This window comes from Curtobacterium sp. MCBA15_013 (assembly GCF_001865095.1).
Lineage (GTDB): Bacteria > Actinomycetota > Actinomycetes > Actinomycetales > Microbacteriaceae > Curtobacterium.
This window is the reverse complement of record NZ_MJGQ01000045.1, coordinates 156,912-181,071: the sequence shown is the minus strand read 5'-3', so window position 1 is coordinate 181,071 and position 24,160 is coordinate 156,912. Positions and strand designations below refer to the sequence as shown.

At 70.6% G+C, this 24,160-nt stretch carries 28 protein-coding genes; 9 read left to right on the top strand and 19 right to left on the bottom strand.

Annotation, left to right across the window (positions count from 1 at the left end):
* Positions 1-58: 58 nt before the first annotated feature.
* Entirely contained in the window at positions 59-1,048 is a 990-nt protein-coding gene (locus BIV01_RS14775) for an NAD(P)/FAD-dependent oxidoreductase (protein ID WP_071303346.1), read from the top strand.
* On the opposite strand, the gene BIV01_RS19930 is transcribed toward BIV01_RS14775, so the two are convergent.
* From BIV01_RS19930 to BIV01_RS14750, 5 genes are all read right to left on the bottom strand, one after another.
* Complete coding sequence (locus BIV01_RS19930; protein ID WP_070417213.1) at positions 1,033-1,698, bottom strand: pentapeptide repeat-containing protein; 666 nt, start codon at positions 1,696-1,698, stop codon at positions 1,033-1,035. The genes BIV01_RS14775 and BIV01_RS19930 overlap by 16 nt on opposite strands.
* A 4-nt stretch (positions 1,699-1,702) precedes the next feature.
* A complete protein-coding gene (locus tag BIV01_RS14765) occupies positions 1,703-2,122 on the bottom strand; it encodes a DUF6314 family protein (RefSeq protein ID WP_071303345.1) in 420 nt (139 codons plus the stop codon).
* 9 nt (positions 2,123-2,131) lie between these two features.
* Positions 2,132-2,479 carry an SHOCT domain-containing protein gene (locus BIV01_RS14760; RefSeq protein WP_139199432.1) on the bottom strand — a complete coding sequence of 116 codons (348 nt, stop codon included), beginning with the start codon at positions 2,477-2,479 and terminating at the stop codon, positions 2,132-2,134.
* A 75-nt stretch (positions 2,480-2,554) separates the two neighbouring features.
* Positions 2,555-3,592, bottom strand: coding sequence for an NAD-dependent epimerase/dehydratase family protein (locus BIV01_RS14755; RefSeq protein ID WP_071303343.1), 1,038 nt, complete (start codon positions 3,590-3,592; stop codon positions 2,555-2,557).
* Entirely contained in the window at positions 3,592-4,785 is a 1,194-nt protein-coding gene (locus tag BIV01_RS14750; protein ID WP_071303342.1) for a zinc-dependent alcohol dehydrogenase, read from the bottom strand. The genes BIV01_RS14755 and BIV01_RS14750 overlap by 1 nt, the downstream gene beginning before the upstream one ends.
* A gap of 338 nt (positions 4,786-5,123) precedes the next feature.
* Between BIV01_RS14750 and BIV01_RS14740 the strand changes: the two genes are divergently transcribed.
* Entirely contained in the window at positions 5,124-5,924 is an 801-nt protein-coding gene (locus tag BIV01_RS14740; RefSeq protein ID WP_071303340.1) for a polysaccharide deacetylase family protein, read from the top strand.
* On the opposite strand, the gene BIV01_RS14735 is transcribed toward BIV01_RS14740, so the two are convergent.
* Positions 5,916-6,536, bottom strand: coding sequence for a TetR/AcrR family transcriptional regulator (locus tag BIV01_RS14735; protein WP_071303339.1), 621 nt, complete (start codon positions 6,534-6,536; stop codon positions 5,916-5,918). The genes BIV01_RS14740 and BIV01_RS14735 overlap by 9 nt on opposite strands.
* Before the next feature lie 54 nt (positions 6,537-6,590).
* Here BIV01_RS14735 and BIV01_RS14730 point away from each other — a divergent pair, with 54 nt between their 5' ends.
* Entirely contained in the window at positions 6,591-6,917 is a 327-nt protein-coding gene (locus BIV01_RS14730; protein WP_071296564.1) for a hypothetical protein, read from the top strand.
* Here BIV01_RS14730 and BIV01_RS20445 read toward each other — a convergent pair.
* A complete protein-coding gene (locus tag BIV01_RS20445) occupies positions 6,901-7,122 on the bottom strand; it encodes a GNAT family N-acetyltransferase (protein WP_254791848.1) in 222 nt (73 codons plus the stop codon). The two genes, BIV01_RS14730 and BIV01_RS20445, sit on opposite strands and share 17 nt — an antisense overlap.
* A 329-nt stretch (positions 7,123-7,451) precedes the next feature.
* Between BIV01_RS20445 and BIV01_RS14720 the strand changes: the two genes are divergently transcribed.
* A complete protein-coding gene (locus BIV01_RS14720; RefSeq protein ID WP_071303338.1) occupies positions 7,452-8,036 on the top strand; it encodes a TetR/AcrR family transcriptional regulator in 585 nt (194 codons plus the stop codon).
* 85 nt (positions 8,037-8,121) lie between these two features.
* Here the strand turns inward: BIV01_RS14720 and BIV01_RS14715 are convergent, their stop codons facing one another.
* Positions 8,122-9,018 (bottom strand): aminoglycoside phosphotransferase family protein, encoded by an 897-nt coding sequence (locus tag BIV01_RS14715; RefSeq protein WP_071303337.1) that lies wholly within the window; start codon positions 9,016-9,018, stop codon positions 8,122-8,124.
* 22 nt (positions 9,019-9,040) lie between these two features.
* Here BIV01_RS14715 and BIV01_RS14710 point away from each other — a divergent pair, with 22 nt between their 5' ends.
* Entirely contained in the window at positions 9,041-9,409 is a 369-nt protein-coding gene (locus BIV01_RS14710; protein WP_071303336.1) for a nuclear transport factor 2 family protein, read from the top strand.
* Between the two features lie 83 nt (positions 9,410-9,492).
* Here the strand turns inward: BIV01_RS14710 and BIV01_RS14705 are convergent, their stop codons facing one another.
* From BIV01_RS14705 to BIV01_RS14685, 5 genes are all read right to left on the bottom strand, one after another.
* Complete coding sequence (locus BIV01_RS14705) at positions 9,493-10,143, bottom strand: DNA alkylation repair protein (protein ID WP_071303335.1); 651 nt, start codon at positions 10,141-10,143, stop codon at positions 9,493-9,495.
* Complete coding sequence (locus BIV01_RS14700) at positions 10,140-10,943, bottom strand: sulfite exporter TauE/SafE family protein (protein WP_071303334.1); 804 nt, start codon at positions 10,941-10,943, stop codon at positions 10,140-10,142. Before BIV01_RS14700 ends, BIV01_RS14705 begins: the two co-directional genes overlap by 4 nt.
* A gap of 21 nt (positions 10,944-10,964) precedes the next feature.
* Positions 10,965-12,059 carry a hypothetical protein gene (locus BIV01_RS19460; protein ID WP_139199428.1) on the bottom strand — a complete coding sequence of 365 codons (1,095 nt, stop codon included), beginning with the start codon at positions 12,057-12,059 and terminating at the stop codon, positions 10,965-10,967.
* Positions 12,056-13,372 carry an ATP-binding protein gene (locus BIV01_RS14690; RefSeq protein ID WP_175473745.1) on the bottom strand — a complete coding sequence of 439 codons (1,317 nt, stop codon included), beginning with the start codon at positions 13,370-13,372 and terminating at the stop codon, positions 12,056-12,058. Before BIV01_RS14690 ends, BIV01_RS19460 begins: the two co-directional genes overlap by 4 nt.
* Before the next feature lie 467 nt (positions 13,373-13,839).
* Complete coding sequence (locus BIV01_RS14685; RefSeq protein WP_071303331.1) at positions 13,840-14,943, bottom strand: type I restriction endonuclease; 1,104 nt, start codon at positions 14,941-14,943, stop codon at positions 13,840-13,842.
* 288 nt (positions 14,944-15,231) lie between these two features.
* Here BIV01_RS14685 and BIV01_RS19925 point away from each other — a divergent pair, with 288 nt between their 5' ends.
* Entirely contained in the window at positions 15,232-15,408 is a 177-nt protein-coding gene (locus tag BIV01_RS19925) for a hypothetical protein (RefSeq protein ID WP_175473744.1), read from the top strand.
* 215 nt (positions 15,409-15,623) lie between these two features.
* Here BIV01_RS19925 and BIV01_RS19920 read toward each other — a convergent pair whose 3' ends face one another.
* From BIV01_RS19920 to BIV01_RS14655, 5 genes are all read right to left on the bottom strand, one after another.
* The gene (locus tag BIV01_RS19920; RefSeq protein ID WP_175473743.1) at positions 15,624-16,325 is read right to left on the bottom strand and encodes an NYN domain-containing protein; all 702 of its coding nucleotides are present in this window, start codon (positions 16,323-16,325) and stop codon (positions 15,624-15,626) included.
* Between the two features lie 113 nt (positions 16,326-16,438).
* Complete coding sequence (locus tag BIV01_RS14670; protein ID WP_071303330.1) at positions 16,439-17,635, bottom strand: peptidoglycan DD-metalloendopeptidase family protein; 1,197 nt, start codon at positions 17,633-17,635, stop codon at positions 16,439-16,441.
* 152 nt (positions 17,636-17,787) lie between these two features.
* Positions 17,788-18,264 carry an SRPBCC family protein gene (locus BIV01_RS14665; RefSeq protein ID WP_071303329.1) on the bottom strand — a complete coding sequence of 159 codons (477 nt, stop codon included), beginning with the start codon at positions 18,262-18,264 and terminating at the stop codon, positions 17,788-17,790.
* On the bottom strand, positions 18,261-18,650 hold the full coding sequence (locus tag BIV01_RS14660) for an ArsR/SmtB family transcription factor (protein WP_071303328.1): 390 nt from the start codon (positions 18,648-18,650) through the stop codon (positions 18,261-18,263). The genes BIV01_RS14665 and BIV01_RS14660 overlap by 4 nt, the downstream gene beginning before the upstream one ends.
* 79 nt (positions 18,651-18,729) lie before the next feature.
* Positions 18,730-19,485 carry an AraC family transcriptional regulator gene (locus BIV01_RS14655; protein WP_071303327.1) on the bottom strand — a complete coding sequence of 252 codons (756 nt, stop codon included), beginning with the start codon at positions 19,483-19,485 and terminating at the stop codon, positions 18,730-18,732.
* Positions 19,486-19,561: 76 nt separating this feature from the next.
* Between BIV01_RS14655 and BIV01_RS14650 the strand changes: the two genes are divergently transcribed.
* Both BIV01_RS14650 and BIV01_RS14645 read left to right on the top strand, forming a co-directional pair.
* Positions 19,562-20,401, top strand: a complete 840-nt coding sequence (locus BIV01_RS14650) for a sulfite exporter TauE/SafE family protein (protein WP_071303326.1) — start codon at positions 19,562-19,564, stop codon at positions 20,399-20,401.
* Between the two features lie 27 nt (positions 20,402-20,428).
* The gene (locus BIV01_RS14645) at positions 20,429-22,321 is read left to right on the top strand and encodes a gamma-glutamyltransferase family protein (RefSeq protein WP_071303325.1); all 1,893 of its coding nucleotides are present in this window, start codon (positions 20,429-20,431) and stop codon (positions 22,319-22,321) included.
* Positions 22,322-22,340: 19 nt separating this feature from the next.
* Here the strand turns inward: BIV01_RS14645 and BIV01_RS14640 are convergent, their stop codons facing one another.
* A complete protein-coding gene (locus tag BIV01_RS14640; RefSeq protein WP_071303324.1) occupies positions 22,341-23,384 on the bottom strand; it encodes an NAD(P)-dependent alcohol dehydrogenase in 1,044 nt (347 codons plus the stop codon).
* A 274-nt stretch (positions 23,385-23,658) separates the two neighbouring features.
* On the opposite strand from BIV01_RS14640, the gene BIV01_RS14635 reads away from it, so the two are divergent.
* Positions 23,659-24,099 carry an OsmC family peroxiredoxin gene (locus BIV01_RS14635; RefSeq protein WP_071303323.1) on the top strand — a complete coding sequence of 147 codons (441 nt, stop codon included), beginning with the start codon at positions 23,659-23,661 and terminating at the stop codon, positions 24,097-24,099.
* Positions 24,100-24,160: the final 61 nt, after the last annotated feature.

The following is a 24,160-nucleotide window of genomic DNA, read 5'->3' as shown; positions in this document are numbered from 1 at the left end:
GTTGCCAGACCGGCAAGGATGTTTGCCGTCGGCGCTCATGGATCCGCAGGATGCAGGCATGCGTGATCACTACGACGTCATCGTGGTCGGCGGAGCAGCCGCCGGCCTGTCAGCAGCACTCGTCCTCGGCCGTTCGCGACGGTCCGTGCTCGTCGTCGACTCCGGCGAGCCGCGGAACGCCCGCGCCGAGGGGGTCCACAACTACCTGGGACGCGAGGGCGCCTCGCCAGCGGAGCTCGGCTCGGTCGGCCGCGACGAGGTGGCCGCCTACGGCGTCGAGGTGACGACCGGGAGGATCGTGGCCGCGTCCGCCACGGACGGTGACGGTGTCGACCCGGTCGGCTTCTCGGTCACGCTGGAGTCGGGCGCGGTCGTCGCGACACGCAGGGTGATCGTCGCCTCCGGCGCCGTGGACGTCCTGCCGGAGGTCCCGGGCCTCGCCGAGCAGTGGGGGCGCGGTGTGGTGCACTGCCCGTTCTGCCACGGGTGGGAGATCCGCGACCAGCGCATCGGCGTGCTCGTGACGTCGCCGATCGGGGCGCACCAGGTGCTCATGTTCCGCGCGCTGAGCGAGGACGTGACGGCCTTCGTCACGGACCCGGCGCTCGTCGACGACACCACCCTGGCCGGTTTTGCCGCCCGCGGTGTCCGGGTCGTGACGGGACCGGTGCGCGACGTGGTGTCCGACGGTGATCGTCTCACCGGCGTCTCGCTGGCGTCCGGCGAGTTCGTGGCGCTCGACGCCCTGGCCGCCGCGAGCACGGCGGAGGCGCGCATCGGGTTCCTCGAGGGACTCGGGCTCGAGGCCACCGACCAGTTCATGGGAGACCACCGGTACGCGAGTGCCCTGACGGTGGACGCCGCCGGACAGACGAGCGTGCGGGGCGTGTACGCGGCCGGGAACGTGACGGCGCCGATGGCGACCGTCATCGCGTCGGCGGCGGCCGGGACGCAGGCGGGCGCGGCGGTGCACGGCGACCTCGTGCAGGCGGACCTGGCGCGCGCGCTGGCGACCGCGACCGCGGCGGCGGGTCAGTCGACGCGGTAGCCCGCCTGGGCCGCGAGGAGCGGCGCGAGCGTGTACAGCTGGTCGGCGGCGATCGTCGCGCCGCGGAACCCCTCGAGCCGCTCCACCCGGTCGAGGTCGGCGGCGCGGAGGTCGACGTGCTCGATCCGCGTGTTCGAGCCCTCGGCCGCGCGGATCCTCGTCCCCTCGAACGACACCCGCAGCAGTCGGGCATCGGCGATGTCCAGCTCGTCGACGACGCAGTCGCGGAACACCACGTCGGTGAGCGTCGAGCCGCGGAGGTTCACGAACCCGAGCTTCATCCCGACGAACTCGACGCCGTTCAGCCCCGCGTCGTACAGCTCGGCGGAACCGATGCGGCCGCCGGCGATCCGGACCTCGCGCCAGGAGCTGCTCGACGCCCGGAGCACCGGCGCGTCGAGCGTCTCGACGACCGAGTCACGCACCCGCAGTCCCCGGAGGTCGGCGCCGTCGACCCGGAGGGTGCCGATCACCGACTCCTCGATCTCGAGGTCCGGCAGCCGCTCCCCCGCGAGGTCGAACACGTCGATGCGCTTCCCCTCGATCCGGTCGCCCGTGAGGACGTCGCCGGGACCGGGCGTCCAGTCGTCGAGGTCCGTCGGTTCGGTCAGGGTGATGCGCGGGGCGTCGGTACCGGAGCTGCGGGGCATGCGCTCAGTCTGCCGCGTGGGACCGACGTCGCATCGTGCTGTCGAGGACGTAGTCCTTCGCGGGGCCGTGCGCCTCCCACCGGACCGTCCACCGTTCGGCGTCCCCGGCGAGCACCCCGGAGTAGTCGTCGGGCGCGCACGCGTGCGACACCGCCGATCCCCAGACCCAGTCGTGGAACACCCGGCCGTCGGTGAAGTGCACGGTCCAGCGGTCGTCCGGGCCCCGGCGCACCCGGAGCGTCCGTGCCACGGGGACGGTCCGCCCGTCGAAGGCCATCGTGCCGGTCTCGTCCCAGCGGACCTCGTCCGGGGCCGCCCGCGTCAGCGTGGTCGTCCCGGTCACGAGGCCGTCGACCCCGGCACGCCGGTCGTGGACCGTGCGGCGCAGGGTCCACTCCCCGAGCAGGTCGATGGGCTGCAGCACCCGACCAGGCTAGCCGCGGAGGGCCTCGGTGCGCGCGGTGCGGTGCTCCTCGTCGGAGATGACGCCGCGGGCGCGCAGGTCGTCGAGCTCGGCGAGCCGCTGCTCGAGCGACTTCTCGGGCGCGAGCGTCCGGCTCTGCATGGCCTGGTACGCCAGGTCCTCCTCCATCGTGAACGGGTTCTGGCCCCGCTTCGCCATCCGGGCGCTGCGGAGGACGATCGTCACCACGATCGCGACGAACCCGAGGCCGATCACGGCCGAGCCCACGCCGAACAGGACCCCGAACGCGCCGAAGTCGCCGAGCCCGCCGAAGCTCCCGAACCCGCCGCTGCCGTCACTGTACAAATCCCCGAACACGCCGTCCCCCTTCGTCGGAACGATCCGACCGTAGCGCTTCCCCGCCCCGGGCGCTGCCCCGCGAAGGGGCCACCCTCACCCGCTCAACGGCCCCGACCCCGGCACCCGCGCCCCGTCCGCGAACCCGGCCACGAGCTCCCGCAAGGCCTCCTCGGAAGTGTGCCGCGCCTCCCATCCGAGCACCGACCGCGCCCGGTCGGTCCGCATGATCGGCACCTGGGCCGCGATGTCCACCCACCCCGCGTCCGTCGGCTGCAACCGCAGCCGCCACGTGAGCGTGACGAGCCCGCGGATCAGCCACATCGGCGCCCGGATCGCCCCGAGCATCCCGAACGCCCGCGCCATCCTCGGCGGGTTGAGCACGGGGGTGGCAGCGATGTTGAACGCCCCGCCGGCACGTCGGTCGATCGCGCGCCAGAAGGCGTCGGCGACGTCGTCGGCGTGCACGGCCTGGAACACGAACGACAGCGGCAACGGCAGGACCGCCCAGCGGATCCACCGGACGATCGACATCGGCACGAGTCGTCCGAGGAACAGTCCGCGGAGCTCGGCGGCGGCGCTGCGCTGGAAGACCAGTCCGGGGCGGAGCCGGGTCACGACGACGTCCGGGTGGCGAGCGGCGAAGGCGTCCATCGCCGCCTCGTTCTCGGCCTTGTGGATCGAGTACGTGGCGGTCGGGATGCCGGTGACGGGGAACTCCTCGTCGACGGGCGTCCGCTTGCCGTCCACGTCGACCCCGCGGTACGCCCCCACGGACGAGGCGACGACGACCTGGGGGACGCCGACGCGCGCCACGGCCTCGAGGACGTTGGCGGTCCCGGTCACGTTCGTCCGGTACTGCGCCGGGATGTCGTGCGTCGGTTGCAGGGCCCAGCCGAGGTGGATCACCGCGTCGGCACTCCGGAACACGGCGGCCAACTGATCGACCGCGTCCGGGGCGCCGATGTCGACGGCGTGCCAGACGGCCGTCCCGTACGGCTCGGCACGGAGGTCCGGCAGCCGCCGAGCGATCCCGACGACCTCGACGGAAGTGCCCTCGGCACGGACCGCTGCCAACCGCCGCAGCACGGCGGTCCCCAGGTTGCCGGTCGCGCCGACGACGACGATCCGCATCAGGCGGCGGCCAGTGCGGGGTCGAGCACGACCTTCACGCAGCCGTCCTCCTTCTTCTGGAACACCTCGTACATGTGCGGGGCGTCCTCGAGCGAGACCCGGTGGGTCGTCAGGTCGAGCGTGCCGAGTGGGTCCGACGGGTCCTGCACGAGCGGCATGATGTCGTCGATCCAGCGCTTCACGTTGCACTGTCCCTCGCGGACGGTGATCTGCTTGTCGAACAGCGTGAACATCGGCATCGGGTCCGCTCGACCGCCGTAGACACCGCTCAGCGAGACCGTGCCGCCACGGCGGACCAGGTCGATCGCCGCGTGCACGGCAGCGAGCCGGTCGACACCGGCGACCTCGATGGCCTTCTGCGCGATCGCGTCGGGCAGGAGTCCGGCGGCGCGCTGCGCGAACCCGGCGACCGGGTTGCCGTGCGCCTCCATGCCGACCGCGTCGACGACACCGTCGGGACCGCGACCGTCGGTCATGTCGATGAGCTGCGGCACGACGTCCTTCGTCAGGTCGAACACCTCGGCCCCGTGCTTCGCTCCGAGGTCGCGGCGGACCTGCTCGGGGTCGACGGCGAGCACCCGGTAGCCGAGGTGCGCGCCGATGCGGGCCGCGAACTGTCCGACCGGACCGAGGCCGAGCACCGCGAGCGTCCCACCCTCGGGCACGTCGGCGTACTGCACGGCCTGCCAGGCGGTCGGCAGGATGTCGCTGAGGAACAGCCAGCGGTCGTCGGGCGTGCCGTCGTCCGGGATGACGATGGGTCCGTAGTCGGCGTGCGGCACGCGGAGGTACTCGGCCTGTCCGCCGGGGACCTGGCCGTACATCTTCGTGTAGCCGAACAGCGAGGCGCCCGTCCCGTACTCGGCGGTCTGGGTGGTCTCGCACTGCGACTGCAGGCCGTTGCGACACATCCAGCAGTGGCCGCACGAGATGTTGAACGGGACGACGACGCGGTCGCCCACCTTGAGGTTCGTGACGGCGGAACCGACCTCCTCGACGATGCCCATCGGCTCGTGGCCGAGGACGTCGCCCTTGTCGATGTAGGCGCCCAGCACCCGGTAGAGGTGCAGGTCGGAGCCGCAGATCGCGGTCGAGGTGATCCGCACGATCGCGTCGGTCGGCTCCTGGATGGTCGGGTCGGGGACGGTCTCGACGGACACCTTCTCGGTGCCCTGCCAGGTCAGTGCGCGCACGTCGCGGTCCTCTCGTGGTCGCTTCGGGCCGGCCAGGAGGCGCGGCTCGTCTCCCCACGTCGGTACCCGCCCGCCCCGTGGTGCGTTCCCAGCCCCGTCCGGTCAGCGCGTTCCGTGGCGGACGCGAGCCGCGCCTCCTGGCCCGCCCGCGGCGACCCCGGGTCCCGCGTCAGCCGCCTGCCGGAGGTGCGCATCGGAACGACGTCTGCGCGCCGTCCACCGTGCGCACTCGTCGTCGCCGTGCGCAGTCCCGTGCTCGCGCCAGGTGGCCGACCGGCCAACCGGATCGTCCCGCCAGCCGATGCGCCCGACCGGCCGGTCGACCGAAGCTGGTGCCGATGGACCACCGCACCACCCGCCGCTCCCTGCTCGCCGGAGCAGGCGCCCTGCTCGCCGCCCGGGCGCTCTCGGCCTGCTCGCCGACCGGACCACGACGGGAGGCCGTCGCGACGCACCCACCGACCCCGACGCGTTCCCCGACGCCGACACCGACGTGGGTGCAGCCGACGATCTCGAGGACGCCGCTCCCGGCGGGCACCGTGACCGGACTACCGGCGGGGACGCCCGGGATCGCGTGGACCGTCGACGACGGAGCGTCCTCCGACGTCGTCGGTGCCTACGCCCGCTTCGCCGCCGCGACCGGCACTCGGTTGACGTTCTTCGTGAACGGGGCGCGGCCCTCCTGGACGGAGCACGCCGACGTGCTCCGGCCCCTCGTCGAGTCGGGGCAGGTGCAGATGGGCAACCACACCTGGGACCACCCGGCGCTGACGAAGCTCGGCGACCAGGCCATCGAGGACGAGCTGACGCGCAACCACGAGTTCATCGAGCGCACGTTCGGCGTCGACGCGCGCCCGTACTTCCGGCCGCCGTTCGGGTACCACGACGCCCGGGTCGACGCGGTGGCCGCTCGGGTCGGCTACACCACGCCGTTGCTCTGGTACGGCACGCTCGCGGACTCCGGAGACATCGGTGCCGGGCAGATCGTCGGGTTCGCGGACCAGTGGTTCACGCCGGGCCGGATCGTGATCGGGCACGCGAACTTCCCGGGGACGATCGACGCGCTCCCCCGGCTGGGCGCGCTCGTCCGGCAGCGTCGGCTCGGGACCTACACGTTGGACGACGTGTTCTCACGCTGACGGCGGACCCGGCGCGGGACCGGGGCCGGCGGGATCGGCGGGGTCGTGCCGGGTGGCCGGGACCCCGGGTCCTGCTCCGATGCGTGCCAGCGCGCGACGGGCGGCGGTGCGGGCCTCGGCAGCGGTCGGAGCCGGTTCGAGCCCCAGCAGTCGCCGACGGTGTCGCTCCCCGAGGAGCAGCGTGAAGAGCGCTTCCGCCTCGCCCGGGTCCGCGCCGGCGCGGACGAGCGCGGCCTGCGCCGTGAGCGGGCCGGCCTCCTGGAAGCCCCGTGCGAGTTCAGGCGAGCTGACGGCCGTGGCGATGACCAGCCGGTGCAGCGCGACCGCGCGGTCCGAGAGCAACGCCTCGACCACGGCGGTCGCGGTCGACTCGAGGTCGGGGTGCGCGTCGTCGCTGTACCCGTGGTGCCGCTGGACGACCGCCCGGAGCAGGGCCGCCTTGTCGCCGAAGGCCGTGTAGATCGTCCGCTTCGTGACCTCGGCCGCCGCGGCGACGCGGTCGAGCGAGACGTCCGCGAAGCCGTGCGCCAGGAAGAGGTCGGTCGCGACGTCGAGCACCCGTTCGTCGCGTGCAGCACGCTCGTCCGCGGTCGGTCGCCCTCGCTTGCCCATGGTCCGAGTGTACCGGTAATGATACGTTGGCGTTTCATTACGAGAGGATGCGCAATGGACGACGTGATCTGCCACGTGGCGATCGCCGACGACTGGGAGATGAGCCGCGGGTTCGGCGTGTACGAGGTCGCGACCCGGAACGTGCCACTCGAACCCGGCGACCACGTCCGTGTGACCACCCCTGCGGAGGTCGATGCGATCGTGGCCGAGCGCTACGCCGACCTGTCCATCCCACTGCTCCGGATCGACCTGAGCGTCGCCGGACTCCGGGCCGCCGGCGTGGAGGTCGCCTGGCACGAGGGCACACCCCGGGTGCTCGGAGGCATCCCGATGGACCCGGACGTCGTCCTGGCCGAGACACCCATCAGTCCGCGGCGCTGACCTCGGGGACCGCGTCGAGTCGCCGACCGAAGCACACCGAGTTCGTCGACCCGGCGTAGGCGCCGAAGAGCGGGATCGCCGTGTACCCCTCGCGCTCGTAGAACCGGATCGCGTCGGGCTGCGCCGTGCCGGTCTCGAGGACCACCGAGCCTGCGCCCGCCCGCACCGCTTCCCGCTCGAGCCGCCGGAGCACCGCCGTCGCCACACCGGTCCCCGAGCGGACGGCGCCGTGTACATCCGCTTGATCTCCACGACCCCGGCACCGAGGACGTGGTCGGGGAGCGGCCGGAGTCCGCCGCAGGCGATCGCGGAGCCGTGCTCGTCACAGGCAAGGACGAACACCGGAACGTCGGCCGCGGTCGGCGGGACGCCGGGCTCGTGGTCGCTCGTTCCGTACCGCGCGTCGAGCTCCTGCCGCTGCGCTCGGCGGAGCCGGTCGGCGTCCGGGTGGTCGAACGGGACGGTCGTGATGGTCCAGCGCATGGTGATCCTTTCAGTAACGACCGTTACGGTAACACCTGTTACGCTTCCGGTGTGCCCCGGACCCGAGACGATGCCGCCCAGCGGACCCGGCTGTCCGAGGCCGTCTTCACCACCCTCGCCGACCGCGGTCCGACGGGCCTGACGCTCCGTGCGGTCGCCGAACGCGCCGGGTGCACGACGGGGCTCGTCCTCCACACGTTCCCCGACAAGCGCGCCCTCCTCCTGCACGCCCGGGACGTCCTGCACGACCGCACGAGGGTCCGTGCCGACGCGCTCGAGGCGGACGCCCCGGATGCGGCATCAGCAGTGCGAGCCGTGGCCGGCGGCGCACTCGCGGTCGATGCCGGACGCCTCGCCGAGGCCCGGGCGTGGGTCGCGTTCCTCGCCGCTGCGCTCGGTGACCCCGTGCTGCGTGATCGGCACGTGACGAACAGCCGCGCCTTCGCCGAGCGACTCGCTCGACTGCTCGCGCTCGCGACCGGCCTCGCGGGTGCGGTGTGTGACGACCGCGCGGCTGCCCTGGCCGCGACCGTCGAGGGGATCACCGCGTTGGCCGCGGGCGACCCGGAGCGGTGGACGCCCGAGCGACAGCTCGCGGCGCTCGACCTCGTGCTGGACGCGGTGCTGACGCCCTAGTCCCGCCGGCCCCGGCCCCGGCGGGCGGCCCGGCTCCTCGGGTAGGCCGGGCTGCGCGGGGCGGCCCGGCTGCGTGACGCGCAGCTCAGACCGCGACCGGATCGGCGAGGACCGCCCGCAGCACCGCCTCGTGCTCACTCCGGTCCCCCGGCCCGGCGCTCCCCGCGAGCATGATGAGCGCCTTCCAGAGCGCCCAGCCCCGAGCACGCGCCCACGTGTCGCCGTCGAGACCCACCGCGTCACGGAAGTCCCGGCGGGCATCGCCGTCGAGGAACGTCCACGCGAGGACGAGGTCGCACGCCGGGTCGCCGACACCGCACGTGCCGAAGTCGATCACCGCGGAGAGCCGGCCGTCCGCGCCGACGAGCAGGTTGCCCGGGGCGACGTCACCGTGGAACCACACGGCGGGCCCGTCCCAGACCGAGGCCGTCGCAGCGTCCCAGACCGCTTCGCAGGCACGGCGGTCGACGGCGTCCCCGAGCGCGTCGAGCGCCGCCACCACCTCGGCCGCGTAGTGGGACGGGTGCGCTCCCCGGTGGAACGAGTGTGCCCCGGCGACCGGCCCGTCCCCGGCCGGCACGGCCCGGAGCTGCCGGAGCACCGCGCCGACGTCGGCGGCGAAGACCCGTCGGTCGAGGTCCGTCGCCCGGAGCGCGACCGTGCCCTCGATCCAGCGCCGGACCGACCACGGGAACGGGTACCCGTCGGCGGGGACGCCCAGGCCGACGGGCTCCGGCACCGGGACGTCGAGCCGAGACGCCAGGTACGGCAGCACCCGCTGCTCCTTCTCGACCGCCGCCACGTACCCGGCGGCGCTCGGCAGCCGGACCGCGAGCTCGCCGCCGAGCCGGTAGGTGCGGTTGTCCCACCCCTGCGGATCGACCTCGCGCACGGGCAGCCCGGACCACTGCGGGAACTGCGCGGCCACGAGCCGTTCCACGAGTGCGGGATCGATGCGGGGTCGGGGCACCTCGGTGTGCATGCCCCCAGGCTAGGCTCCGGGCATGGCCACCGTGTCCGAGCTGCTGACCGCGAACCTCCACGACGTCTTCGGGAACCGCGACGCCGCCTCCCGCCGTGCCGCGATCGAGCGGACGTACTCCCCCGACGTGACCTTCACCGACCCGGAGGGCACCGCCGTCGGCTGGGACGCCCTCGAGCAGAAGGCCGCCGAACTCCTCGAGACCGTGCCCGGCGCCTTCCAGTTCGTCGAGGAGGGGCGTCGCTACGTCTCGCAGACGCACGGCGCACTCGCGTGGGGCTTCGGCCCGGTCGGGGCGCCCGCCGTGCGCGGGATCGACGTCGTCGAGGTCCGCGACGGTGTCGTCGTGTCGCTCACGACGTTCTTCGCGGAGCCCACCGAATCCGACTGAGGGCACTCGCCGCGTCCGACTGAGGGCTCTCGCCGCGTCCGACGCGACGGCCGACGATCGCGCTAGCCGCGCAGCCGGTCGCGTCAGCCGCGCAACCGGTCGCGTTCGGCCGCCGGCAGGTGCTCGGTCGCCGTCGCCCGCGCCGCCGTGCTCAGGAACCGCCCCTGCCGCTCGAGGAACACCACGAGCGCGTCCTCCGACGCCCGCTTGCCGGTCTCGCGCAGCACCCACCCGAGTGCCGACTGCACGGTGTCGCTCCGCTCCCGCACGAGTCGCCCCGCGATGGCGAGCGGCACCTCGGCGTCGCCCTGCTTCACGAACGCCAGGGTCGCGACCAGAGCGATCCGCCGGACCATCGCCACGTCGGACTTCACGAGCGCGAACAGCGGTCCGGTCGAGCCGCCGACGAGCGGGGCGCCCACGAGCTCCTCCGCCCCGAGGTCGACCAGCACCGTGTCGTCGAAGCGCTCCGCCTTCGCCGCCGACAGGTACTCGTCGGTCAGCTCCGGGTCCGGGTGCTCCCGCATCGCCTGCACCATCAGGACGACCGCGACGAGCCGTGCCCCCGCGTCCTCGCTCCAGAGCAGCGCGGACCGCTCGCCCTCGTCGAGGTCGGCGAACTGCCGCGCGACGCGTCGCGCCGCCGGCACGTCACCGCTCGTCCGTGCGAACGCCGCGAGCACGGCCTCGGCATCCGCCGGGTTCCGTCCACCACCGGCCTGGAGGCGCGTCACGCGACCTCCCCGTCCGTCGCCTCGTTCCGCGGCACGGCCCGGCGACCACGGCGCAGGACGATCACCGCGACCACCACGAGGAACGCGGCGAAGAGCCAGGTGCCCACCTGCGGATCGACGAGGCGGGCGATCCACGCGCCTCCTGGAGAGCAGATCGCGGCCGTGATGCCGATCGTGAGGCCGACCCGCAGCTCCACCGCGCGGCGCCGGAGGTTCGCCACCGTGCCGGAGACCGACGTCGGCACCATCGTGAGCAGCGAGGTGCCCTTCGCCAGCAGGTCGCCCGCGCCGAGGACGACCTCGAGCCCCGGCACGATGACGACCCCGCCGCCCACCCCGACGAGCCCCGACAGCACGCCCGAGAGCAGCCCGAGCAGCAGGAGCACGATCGCCTCGACGACCCCGAAGTGCACGTCGCCGCCACGCGTCGGCACCGTCGTGAACAGCGAGACGAGCACGACCGCGATGAACCCGACGAAGATCCACGGCAGGACCCGCAGCGGGAGCGCACGGAGGAGCCGCGCACCGATCGGGGCGCCGACGACGCTGCCGACCGCCAGGGTCAGGGCCGCGAGCCAGTGCACCTCGCCCTGCACGGCGTAGGTGATCGCGCCGACGACGGCCGCGGGGGCGATCGCCACGAGGGACGTCGCCGATGCCCGGCGCTGGTCGAGGTGGAGGAACGCCATCAGTGCCGGCACGACGATGACCCCGCCGCCGACGCCGAACAGGCCGGAGAGCACCCCCGCGACCACCCCGATCGCCACCAACACGAGCACCCGGCCGCCGCGCTTCTCCATCCCGACAACCCTACGGGGCGCTCACACAACTTTTCGCAGCAGAACCTTCTCCCACTTCAACGCTGTGGCGAAGTCCGCCTGTTTGAGTGCTCGCATGTGAGAGAGACGATTCCGAATGGGCGACACCTCACCCGAAAAGAGACGCCAGAGGTGTTGAGGCATTCCGAGGTCGCCGATTGAAGACGACTCGCGCAGCGTCAGGAGCTCCCCGAGAGTAAGCCACTCGAGCGGATCACGTATCTCATTGATAGACACTGCAGCGGGATACCCCGCAATACTCGCTCGCTCCAAGATGGAACCGGCTAGCCCCTCCGGCACCAAAGTCGATCGCCATCTCTGCGGGTGGGCTTGTCGGGCACGCCTTCTAACCGCGTTTCGGATGACGCGCTCCATGACCCAAAGCGAGCGGTAGACGTCGCCAGCGCCGTCCGGCGCCTCGATCGCCCCTGAAACAAGAGTACCGAGCGCGTTCTTTAGCTCCCCAATCCGCTTCGGAGCAGCCCAACGATGCTCCGCCCCTTCACGCAGGATGAGCCCCGCACCGACCAGGGCCTCCAACTCGCGCCCCTTGAGGAGACTTAGCACCTCCGCCCCCGACAACATCATCTCAAAGAACATCTCGTCCAGCGCAGCCCATACGCCGGACCCAAGCTCCTTCAGCACGTCGCACAAGAACTCCTCCTCGGAACGACTCTCGTCCCAGGCATGGAAGGCTCGCATAGCTCCCGGAGCATGCGCCGAGGCAACTCGCCAGAACGACGCGTCTTCAAGCACGGAGCTTCCGATCATTTCGGGGAAGGCGAGCCGTGGCGAACGAGAGACCAATAAGATTCGACGGCCGGCCCCCATCTCCTCCACGATGCGAGCCCTCAGCTGTCCGAACCCTTTCTCACCTTTTTCACGAGAGACCAGGCATTCAAGATCGGATATCATCAGTATCGAGCCCTGCGAAGACGCGCCGGAGAGAAACTCATCGACCGAATGAACCGTATCCGCGATCGATGCCAGCAGGCCTCGAGCAGGTTCGTGAGCACACCCAATCTGCACGAAAGTTAACGTGTGGACCAGAAGTCGCTTTCGCGTCTCCTCTGACCATTCTTTGAGATCCGCACTCATTGCAGAGCCAATACTGGATTCAACTCATACTCGCCGCCCTCAATCTGCACCAGCCCCAAATCAATCAAGTGACGGACAGCGCTTGGGTCGGTCTCTTCGAACGAAGCAAACTCCGATGCATCATCCCGAAGAAGGTCAAGAAGGACGCTCTCGGTCGGGTAGTACCGCGTCACATGCGCGATCATCTCAGTTATGTTGCCGTGGACTCTCGCTCGCCAATCGCGCAGCTCCGACAAAACAATTGACTTAGTCAGCCTACGGCGAAACACATCGATCGGCAATGTCTGAACAACCGTCGACGCAAAGTTTCGATAAAGGAACGCGTGCCCCCCAGAAGCTTCGTAGAGCGCAGACAACGCCTTCTCCTCTAGCTCAATACCCATACGAGCCCCAACTGAAACCGCCAGGTCACTGGCCTCGGCCAGACTTAAGGGGCCGAGGTAATAGGCTTTTGCCCATGAGAACAACGGATTTGGGCGACCGTACAACCGTCCGCTCTCAATGATCGCACTCGTGAGGCCTGAGAGGAGGAACGTAAAGTTCGAGTTTTCCTGCGCAATGCTGCGTAGTGCCGCCAGGAATTGAGCAACTCGCGGCATACTCCCCTCCGCTACATCGATAGCGTCGGCAGGTGTGAGGTATTCGATCTCGTCAAGCAAGAGAAGGATTCGATCCCCAGACCCCTCAATCCGTTTCAGCAGCGCTTGGAATGCTACCTTGAACTCGACTATTGACGGAGACGCTGGCAATTCCGCAAGTTCTTTTGTCCGCAAACCGTGTGCCCTCAACTGCTCCAAGAGACTGAGCCGCAAGGTGGTGAGAATTTCATCCGTGGGGTCATCGGGGGGAGATGGGAATGCTTCGAGGTCCATGAAGACCGAAACGATGGAGCGACCCTCAAGGTCACTCGCAAGCTGCATGAGTACGCTTGTCTTACCCGCTTTCCGCAAGCCAAAGAGACCGGCGACTCGACCGTGAAGGATGTCGTCGCGAAGCGACTGGAGCAATTCGCGCCGCCCAAAGAAGCGGTCACCGCTGACGGGACCGGTCTCATAGAACAGATTTCTAGTGAAGACATAATCGCGGATATGGGAAATTAGACCTAGAGCGGTAACTTCTTCTTCCCCGCCCAACGGGATCCCCTGAAGGGAGGGCGTCGACCAGTCTTCCAGCTTGGCGCGCACGCGCGGGTCTGGCGAGGATACAAAGATCAGATCTGGAGTGACTTCCCTACGAAGAGTCTTAAGCTCTCTGACCGCGGCCTGATAGGTTCTGATCTGTAGATCTCGATGAGGAGAGAAGAAGATCATCACTTCTCGCGTGAAACCGAACGCCTCCTCGATGGCACCACTAAACCGAACGAGAGCGACCCCGCACTCATCGAAATTCCTGTCGCGACACCGGCCGGCGTACACTATTTGAGAACCCAGGTCATTAAGCGCGGATTTGTATGATTTCAGCTTTGGGAAAGCATTAAGTAGTGAATCCGTGTTACGCAACAGGTCGTCATGAGTTGGCGCTCTGACAGCGCCAGCGCGCCAACCACTCTCAATCGATTGCGGAGTACGGCTTCCCACGGGAAAACTCTCCGGGCTTGGTGCAGACACTGCATCGGTCGGCTCGAGGGTCAGCTTGCCTGAATCTATGAGCCGACGGATGACGGGCTCCTGCAGGACACTCGAGGGTCCTTTCACAAATTCACCAATCTCGACAAGAGCGCGAATCACGTCGCGCGAGCTGATGTTCGCTAGAGCCGCGACCTCGTGTACTCGTCGGCCCATCACGCAGACTCCACCCACGCCGCGACTCCGCGTCGGATGGCTTCCGCGTGGAGGTAGATGTCGTCGAGCGCCTCGATCGGGTGCTTGGTCTCGACCTTGTTCTCGTCGAACAGCCCGAGGTACTTCTGCTTCTTGCCGTTGAACCAGAGACGAGCGATCGGCTTGCGGTTGTTGTCGTCGAGCAGGACGGCGAAGTACGACTTCTGGTCGCGGTGCGCGATGCGGTCCGGCTTCACCTCGCTGCAGGCGATCGCCTTGACGATCTGGTAGCCCTCGAGTTCCTCGAGCGTGGTCTCGATCTCGGTGTCCCGGTCGAGATCGTCCTCCGCGACTGCCGCGCTCGTCATGGCCTCCGCAGGTGCTTCCGCTCCGACCGGGGACGTGTACGAGGCGCCGAGAGCCGTCTTGAGGCGATCGTTGACCTGCTCGTTCAGGAACTGCTTCGACGCCTTCGCGACGAGCGTCGTGAACTGCGTCCGCGCCTCCTGGGTGAAACGGCCGTCGTAGACACGAGAGGCGAAGAGTCGGACGAAGTCTTCCTCCGGCTCGCGGAATTGCGCGGCGATCGCTCGCTTGATCGAGCCGACGTACTTGAGCTCTTCCGCCGCGCTGATGACCGAGTCGAGGTCGAAGACGTCCTTCGTGAGCTTGCTCAACTCCGGGAGGAGCGTCTCGTCGATGTCAGCGAGGTCCAGCACCAGGAACGGCCGGTCATCCATCTTGTTCGGCGCATCGAGGTCCGTGTAGAAGTTGTAGACCTCGCCGTTCGTGAGCACCGCGATGCGGGCGTTGGTGACGGAGAAGTAGCGGAACAGCTGGGAGGCGTGCTCGATCTTCAGCGGTTCGGTGGACTTCTTGCACTCGATGAGGATCTGCACCTCGCCGTCGCGCATGATCGCGTAGTCGACCTTCTCGCCGCGCTTCACACCGACGTCGGCGGTGAACTCCGGTACGACCTCGAGCGGGTTGAACACGTCGTAGCCGAGGATCGTTGAGATGAACGGCATGACGAACGCGTTCTTCGTCGCTTCTTCGGTCTGGATGGCCTCGCGCTGGTTCTGCACCTTCGTGGCCAGTGCAGCAAGGCGTTCTTCGAACTCCATCGTTCCTCCCCTGGGTCGATCCAACGTTAGTTGAAGACCTGTCACCAATGCGATCGCTCGCGCCCCCAATTCGCGGGCAGTGACCAAGCTACTGCAGGTGGAACATCACACATCATCACCGTAGGCTGCTGTATGGGGCGGCGGTCGCCGGACGATCGTCCCGGGCAAGATTGAAGCCCACCACCGCTGCAACGGTGATGGGCTTCGAGTTGCTCTCCGAGTGGAGTGCCAGAGGGACACGCGACGTCCCGAGCGTTTCGCTCGGAACTAGCATACGTGACCCCGGTCATGGACGCACCCCTCGGCACCCCGCTCCTCGTGTCCGCCGGCGCTGACACACCGGAGGTGGTCTCGATGTCGAAGGACAACGGGTCCGAGCCCAGGCGTCGGATGTCCTGGCTGCCGGTCGCGAGCTTGCTCGTGGCCGTCACCAGGCTCCTGCTCGACGTCTGGCGGCGGGACTGAGACGGCGGCCCGCACTCGGCACGAGTGCGGGCCGTTCCGACTGGAGGGGCGTCGCCGAGGTCCGGGACTGTCGACTGGAGCAAAGCAGTCCGTGCTGGTGTCGCGCGTCTGCCACGAGTCGAGCGAGCGGCGCAGACGAGACGGCGGCAAGGTCCCGCGCTTGCTCGTGGCCGGCCTCTCGGATAGCGTGTGTGCCACACCCCCGGATGTCTCGACTACCGGGCGCGAAGCCCCGCCTCTGGCGGGGCTTCTGTACTTCTGACCACCCAGCGCTTCGGCCGGGTGACCGTGCCGTGGGCATCCACGATCCGCTCGGGCAGCTGCGCCGCCAGCATCGACGCCGCGCGAACATGCCGCACGTGATCGGGAGCGAGAGCGAGCAAGCTCCGAGCGGGTGCCGCCGTCGGGCTGATCAACCCGATCTCGACATCGGCGCGCTCCCGTGCCAGCCGCAGCGCATCGACGAAGTCCGAGTCGTTCGACAGGACGAACACCGCGTCCACGCTCCCGCTCATCGCGTCGCAGACGAGGTGCGCGGCCAGGCTGACGTCCGACCCCTTCTCCTCGATCTTGCGCACCCGCACGGTTCGAGGAGATCCGTCGGCCTGCAGCTCGAGCGGGCTGACGGCCATCCACCGACGATCCGACCGAAAGGTCCCGAAGTGCAGGGAGACCCCGGGAACGGTTGCGAGTGCGCGGAGGTAGGCGCGCTGTCGAGCAGGGGAAGCCGGGTCTTCGCCTTCGACGAACTTCACGTACGCGGTGAAGTACCGGACGTGGACCACCTCGAAGTCCGGGAGCAAGAGCTCGCAGAGCCGTCGGACGTCGAGCCACCGGCATTCGGGCCGCTGTTCGAGCGCGCGGCGGTAGAGGTTGAACCCGTCGATGTATATCCCTGCGCGCTTGGCTCCCGTCACACGACGATCGTGACATGTGATGTGCGGGAGTCGATCAGGCTGTGGATTTCGTCGCCCCCGGGCGAACGACGACGAACGGCCCGCACCGGTCCAGTGCGGGCCGTTCCCCGGCGTCAGCGGAAGTGCAGCAGCGTCAACGGATCGAAGAGCGACCCCGCCCGCCGCGTCTCCACGTGCACGTGCGGCCCCGTCGACTGCCCGGTGTTCCCGGACCGCCCGATCTCGCTGCGCACGGACACGATCTGCCCCTGCTTGACCTCGATCTTGCTGAGGTGCGCCGTGAGCACGGTGACGTTCCCGTAGGTCACGACGATGTAGTTGCCGTACGAGGCGTTGTTCGCGACGGTGCTCGTCACGGTGCCGGTCCCGGAGGCGTACACGGGCGTGCCCACCGCGACCGGGGCATCGGCACCCTGGTGGTAGCGCGGGACGTGTCCGGCCCCGCGGTCGTCGCCGTAGCGCCCGGAGATCTTCGTGCTCGCGACCGGCCACATCATGCCGGTGACGGGCTTCGTCGACCACACTCGGGTGTCCTTGCCGCCGTAGAGCACGACGTTGCCGTCCACCTGCACCATGAGCGTGCCGGCGCCGGCCGTTCCGGTCCGCGAGTTCCAGAGCGTGACCTTCTTCTGGGCGGCGTCGCGGCCGACGACGGCGAAGTTGCCGTCCTTGCGCAGCTCGGCCCACGCGCCCTTGTGGCCGGCGGTGCCGGACTGCCAGACGACCTTGCGGTTCACGGTCTGCACGAGGTTGCCGTCGGCCTGCATGGAGAGGCGACGGGCACCGCTGGTGTCGGAGCTGAGCACGGTGCCGGAGTAGATCGAGTTGCCGGCGGGGACCGTGCCCTGCTGGCTCGTCCAGTTCACGATCGCGGTCTTGCCGGAGTAGAGCCCCATCGTGCCGTCGGCGCGGACGGCGAACGACGTGGACTGCGCGGTGCCGGCCGAGGCCCAGCGGACGATCCGCTTCCCGCCCCGCAGCAGGTCGACGGCTCGGTTGCGGCCGATCGTCACGATCGCGCCGGGCTGGTTCGAGGTGTTCGAGGCCCAGAGCACCTGGTTCCCGACGCCGTACTCGACGAGGTTGCCGTCGCCCTGCAGGATCAGCCGGAACTGCCCGTTCGGCGAGGTCACCGAGTCCCCGGGCTGCAGCGTCGTGCCGGCCGGGACGGAGCCCTTGTGGACGACGGCGGCGGACGCCGGTTCGGCGATCCCGACGACACCGCCGGCGACGACGGCGATGGCCACGACCGCGGCGGCGAGTCGAGGGAGTCGGCGTGCGTGCGCGACGGAGGACGGTGTGCTGGTCATGGAACCCCTGATCTGGAACCGGCCGAGCCCCTGCGCGGCCGTTCGGCGACGTGCTCTCGACACGCCGCCGAACGATGGTCACCTTTTCGTGACGAGTCCACAACCCCGTTGCCCGGACCGGACAACCCCAGTTCCGGGGGCAACGGCCGTCGTCACAGGGCCTGGAGGAACTCCTTCGGCGACCCCAGCAGCGCCTCGAGCTTGTGGAACGACTGCGTCCAACCGGCGATGTTCATGTCGCGCATGACCTCGGGGAAGGGGCCCTGGGTGAGCGTGACGATCGTCCCGTCGCCGTCCTCGGCGAACTCGAGCGTGAGGGACAGCGGCGTCCCGTCCTCGATCCCGGGGATCCCCTGGGCGGTCGAGGTGCCGACGATGATCCGGTTCTCCTCGATCTGCTCGAGCACCGAGGTCACCGGCGACGTCCACTCGGGGTTGTCGTTGCTCACCATCGTCAGGTTCCACGCCCCGCCGGCCCGGGCGTCGACCTCGACGGTGGCTGCCGGGACGTGGAAGCCGAGCGGCCCGAACCACAGCGCGAGCAGGGTGGGGTCGACGAAGGCGCGGTAGACGTCCGCGATGGGGTACGCGAACCGGTGCGTGGCGTGGGCGGTGAACTGTTCGGTCATGACTGCTCCTGGTGGTCGACGGACGTGACGGTCGGTGCGGTGGACGCGCCACCCACGGGGGCGGGCGGTCGCTGGGAGGCGAGCAGCGCCTCCAGGCTGTCGAACCGGCGGTCCCAGTCGGGCCGCAACCGGCCCACCCAGGTGCCGAGCTCGTCGACGGCTTCCTGCCGGAGGCGGCACGTGCGCCAGGTGCCGTGCCGTTCGCGGGTGATGAGGCCGGCGCGTTCGAGGATGCCGAGGTGCCGGGAGATCGCCGGCGCACTGACGTCGAAGGGTGCCGAGAGGTCGGTGACGGTGGCTTCGCCCCTGCCGAGTCGTTCGACGATGCGGCGACGGATGGGGTCGGCGAGCGCCGACAGGACGGCGTCGGTGCGGTCGGTCTCCATCGTCGCCTCCTCGGTGAACCCTGCGGTTAATTAACCGCTGGGTTCAGTATGGGTGCGTCCCCGGTCCTGCGCAAGCCCCTCACCGGAACCGCGACGGCGGCGCACCGAACGCCTTCGTGAAGGCGGCGGTGAACGCCGCGGGGGTGGCGTACCCGAGCCGGCCCGCGACGTCCGTCACGCTGGACCGTCGGAGGGCCGGGAGGCTCGACAACAGACGCGCACGGACCCGCCAGCCCGCGGGCCCCACGCCCGTCGCCTCGCGGAAGTGCCGATCGAGGGTGCGCTCGGACACGGAGGCCGCGCGCGCCCAGTCCGCGTTCGTCACGTGGACGTCCGGTGCTGCCAGGTAGGAACGGCACAGCTCGCGGAGGACCCCGTGCGGTGGCAGGGACACGGAGAGCGGGATCGGCGCCACCCGCTGCAGCTCGTGCAGGGCGAGCCGGACGAGCACCCCGTCCCGACCGGCCTCGTCGTAGGGGACCTCGAGCGCGTTCGCGGCGCGGAGGACCTCACGCAGGAGCGGGCCGACCTCGACGACGGTGCAGACGGTCGGCCACCACGGGACGGCGTCGGGCTCGATGTAGAGGCTCCACGTCGTGACGTCGAGCATCCGCACCTCGTGCGCGACGCCCGCGGGGATGAGCACGGCGCGGTCGGTCGGCACCGTCCACGACCCCTCGTCGGTCTCGACGAGCATCACCCCGCTCGCGCCGTAGAGCAGCTGTGCCCGCCGGTGCTCGTGCCGGGCGAGCAGGTGGTCGGGCGGGTAGTCGGTACCGATCGGCAGGACGTCCACGGGGAGGCCGTCGAAGTCGGCCACGGACACGTTGCGCACACGGCAAGGCTAGGTCTCGAAGGAAATTGCCGCACATGCGATCGTCCGCCGCACCCCTTCCGGCTGTGATGGAGGGGTGTCGTTCGTCGTGCTCGTCCTCATCGGTGTCCTCGTCGGGGTCACCACCGTCCTCTTCGGCTTCGGCGGCGGGTTCGTCACCGTGCCGATCATCACGGTGGCGGACGCCGCGCTCGGCGGGGACGCCGTCCGGGTGGCGACGGCGACCTCCGCGCTCGTGATGCTCGTCAACGCCGCGGTGGCGACCGCGTCCGCGCGGCGGGGTGCGCTCGCGCCGCTCCGGGGCCGGTGGACGCTCTTCCTGCTGCTCGGCGGCGGTGGGGTCGTCGGCGTCGCGGCGGCCCGGTTCGCCCCCGACGTGCTCATCCGGTGGGGCTTCGTCGTCTACCTCGCCGTCACGGTCGCGGACCTCGTGCTGCGCCCGGGGTTCCTCCGTCCCGGCCGTGCACGCCCCGGTGCCCCGGACCCGTCCGCGCAGTCGACCGCGGGCCGGGCGACCGCCGCCGACGTCCCGACCGGTGGCGGCCTGCCGACGGTGGCGGGCCTGCCGATCGGCGCCGCCGCGGCGTTCCTCGGGGTCGGCGGCAGCGTGATGACCGTCCCGGTGATGCGCCGAGCGGGTGCGACGATGTCCGCCGCGACGACCCTGGCGAACCCGCTCACCCTCGCGATCGCCCTGCCCGCGACCATCGCGACGCTGCTCGTGCCCGCCGGGGCCCTGCACGCGGCGGGCCTCGTCGGCGCCGTGGACGTCCGGGCGGCGGCAGTGCTGCTCCTCGGCGCCGTGCCGGTCATCGTCCTGCTCCGACGCCGTCCCCCGCACCTGCCCGAAGCCGTGCACGCGTGGGGGTACCTCGTGCTGCTCGTCGCCGCCGGTGTCGCCGTGGCTGTCGCCTGATCGGGACCGCGGGGACAGGATGGGAGCATGCCGAACCCCGCGTTCACGCCGCCCACCGCACACCCGACCCGCCCGGACATCCGCGGCACGTTCGGCACGGCGGCGGCCACGCACTGGATCGCGACCGCCACGGCGCAGTCCGTCCTCGAGCGCGGCGGGAACGCCTTCGACGCAGCGGTCGCGGGCGCGTTCGCCCTGCAGGTCGTCGAACCGCACCTGAACGGCCCCGGAGGCGATCTCACCGCGGTGTTCGCCACCGCCGCGGACCCGACGCCGACGGTGCTCGTCGGGCAGGGTCCGGCCCCGGCCGGCGCGTCGCCGGAGCACTACCGCGCCGAGGGCCTCGACCTCGTCCCCGGTTCCGGTGCCCTCGCCGCCACCGTCCCCGGCGCCGTCGACGCCTGGCTCCTGCTGCTCCGCGACCACGGCACGTGGGAGCTCGCGGACGTGCTCGCACCGGCGGTCGGCTACGCACGCGACGGCCACCCCGTCACACCCGCGGTGGTCCGGACGATCACCGCCGTGCAGGACCTGTTCCGGCAGCACTGGCCCACCTCCGCAGCGCAGTGGGTGCCAGGAGGCGCGGTGCCCGTCCCCGGGGAACTGGTGCGCAACGAGGCGCTCGCCTGGGTGTTCGAGCGGCTCGTCGCCGCCGGTGCCGACGCCGACACCCGGACCGCCCGCATCGACGCCGCCCGCGGCGAGTGGGCCGAGGGCTTCGTCGCCGAGGCGATCGACCGGTTCGTCCGCGAGCCGCACCGGCACGCGTCCGGGACCGACCACGCCGGGGTGATCCGGGCGTCGGACCTCGCCGCGTTCCGGGCGTCCTACGAACCCGCGACGACGACGGAGTTCCGCGGCTGCACGATCGCGAAGACCGGCCCGTGGGGTCAGGGCCCGGCGCTCCTGCAGACCCTCCGGCTGCTCGAACCGCTCGACGACGCCCGGCTCGACCCCTCGACCGAGCTCGGCGCGCACACGATCGCCGAGGCCCTGAAGCTCGCGCTGGCCGACCGCGAGGCGTTCTACGGCGACGGCGACGTCCCCCTCGACGTGCTGCTCTCGGACGCGTACACCGACGCGCGCCGGGCACTGATCGGCGAGCGTGCGTCGGCCGAACTGCGTCCGGGGGCGGTCGACGGGGTCGTGCACGCCCTGCCGCCGGTCCGGACGTCGTACGCGACCGGTGCCGCGGCGGGGCTCGGTGAACCGACCGTGCAGGTCGCTCGGGACCGCGCACCCGGCGCAGCTGCCGCACCCGCCGCGCCTGCTGCTCCCGCCGCTCCCGTCGAGGACCGCGGCGAGCCGTTCGTCGCCCCGGACGGCGAGACCCGCGGCGACACCTGCCACATCGACGTCGTCGACCGCTGGGGCAACATCGTCAGCGCGACCCCGTCCGGCGGCTGGCTGCAGTCGTCCCCGACGATCCCCGAGCTCGGCTTCTGCCTCGGCACCCGGTTGCAGATGACCTGGCTCGAACCGGGCACGGCGTCGACGCTGCGCCCCGGCGAGCGCCCGCGCACAACACTCACCCCGACGCTGGTGCTCCGCGACGGCGAACCGGTCGCCGCACTCGGCTCACCCGGCGGCGACCAGCAGGACCAGTGGCAGCTGCTGTTCCTGCTGCGGTGGATCGTCGGCGGGTACTCCCCGCAGCAGGCGATCGACGCCCCCGCGCTGCACACGACGTCGTTCCCGGGGTCGTTCTGGCCGCGCACGTGGGAGCCGGCGGGGCTCGTGGTCGAGGACCGCCTCGGGGACGACGTGATCGCCGGCCTCGAGGCCCGGGGGCACGTCGTCACCCGGGCGGGCGACTGGGCGCTCGGTCGACTGTCCTGCGTGACGCGGGACCCCGCGACCGGCGTGCTCGGCGCTGCGGCGAACTCGCGGGGCGCGCAGGGCTACGCCGCCGGACGCTGACCGCCCCGAGGCGAGTGGGTCAGCGCGTCGGGACGACCACCGCGCGGCCCGAGAGCTCGCCGGCCTCGAGCTTCCGGTACGCCTCGAGCGCGTCGGACAGGGCGTAGCGCTCGACGTCGGGGACGATCTGCCCCGCCCGGTACATCGCGACGACCTCGTGCAGGTCCTCGATGGTGCCCCAGTACGTGTTCGTGATGGTCGACTCGTACGGCGTCCGGAAGAAGTTCCACTCGGTGGTGCCACCGGCGATCCCGACGACGGTGAACCGGCCACCGATGGCCATGGACGCCTGGGCGACCGTGATCGTCGGCGTCGCCCCGACGAAGTCGAACGCGGCGTCCACCCCGCGGCCGCCGGTGATCTCGCGGATCGCAGCGGCCTGGTCCGGGCCGCCCGGCACCGTGATCGCCCCGCGGGCAGCAGCGCGGTCCATCGCGTCCTGCTTCATGTCCGTCGCGATGACGGTCGCACCGGTGAGCGCCGTGAGGATCTGCACGGCGATCTGTCCGAGGCCGCCGAGTCCGACGACGAGGGCGTACTTGCCGCCGCCGGCCAGGTTCGGCAGGGAGTTCTTGATCGCGTGGTACGGCGTGAGCGCCGCGTCGCTGAGCGGTGCGGCGGCGACCGGGTCGGCGTCGCCGAGCGGCACGAGGTTGCGCGCCGGCACCGTGACGTACTCCGCCATGCCGCCGTCGCGCCCGAGGCCGATGCCCATGTACGGGTTCGTGGCGGCGTTCTCGCAGTAGGTGTCCTGCCCCTTCGAGCAGTACGAGCAGTGCCCACAGCCGACCGGCCCGTACACGAGGTAGGCGTCGCCCACCGTGAAGCCGGAGACGCCGTCGCCGAGTTCCTCGACCCAGCCGGAGTTCTCGTGCCCGAGGACGAACGGGGGCTGCTGCGCGCCCGGCTGTCCCGCCTGGAACTCGCGGTAGACGGCGACGTCCGAGTGGCACGCACCGGCACCGGCGACCTTGAGGAGCACCTCCCCCGGACCCGGGGTGGGCTTCGGGACGTCCGTGAGGGACGGGAACGTCTGGAACTGTTCGAACATGACGGCGCGCATGGTGGGTCTCCTTTGAACGCCCTCCAGATTACACCCGTCGTTCAGGGCGACACGTGTTGCGCATCCGGCCCGACCGCCGCACGACCGGCGAAGAGCCCGCGGTCGAAGCGGGCCCCGCCCGGACGCGATCGGCTGACCACACTGTCCCCCATGCGCCCGATCGTAGGGCAGACCTGCGTCTTCCCCGAGAGCCGATGCGAGAACGGTCGTTCTCTGATTGACTCGGCGTCGGCGGTCCCGATCGGGACCGATCCCCCACACGAAAGGAGCGGCCATGCCCACGCGCACCGCACGCACTGCTTGGAACGGCGGCCTCGAGGACGGCACGGGACAGGTCGAGCTCTCCAGCTCGAAGGTCGGCACGTACGACGTCTCGTTCCCGAAGCGCGCCGCCGAGGACGCCGACGGCACCACCAGCCCCGAGGAGCTCATCGCCGCCGCGCACTCCGCGTGCTACGCCATGCAGTTCTCCGCCGTCCTCGGTGAGGCCGGCGGCACGGTCGAGGCACTCGACGTCAAGGCCGACGTCTCGCTCGGCCCGGACAGCGCGGGCGGGTTCAAGCTCACCGGCATCGTCCTCACCGTGAACGGCGAGGTCTCCGGCATCGACGAGGCGGCCTTCCTCAAGGCCGCCGAGGACGCCAAGGCCACCTGCCCCGTCAGCAAGGCACTCACCGGCGTCGACATCACGCTGCACGCGACGTTCGAGCAGTAGGCGAGCGACGCAGGAGCCGTCACCTGATGACGGACTGGAGGCGCGGTGCCGGCTGGCACCG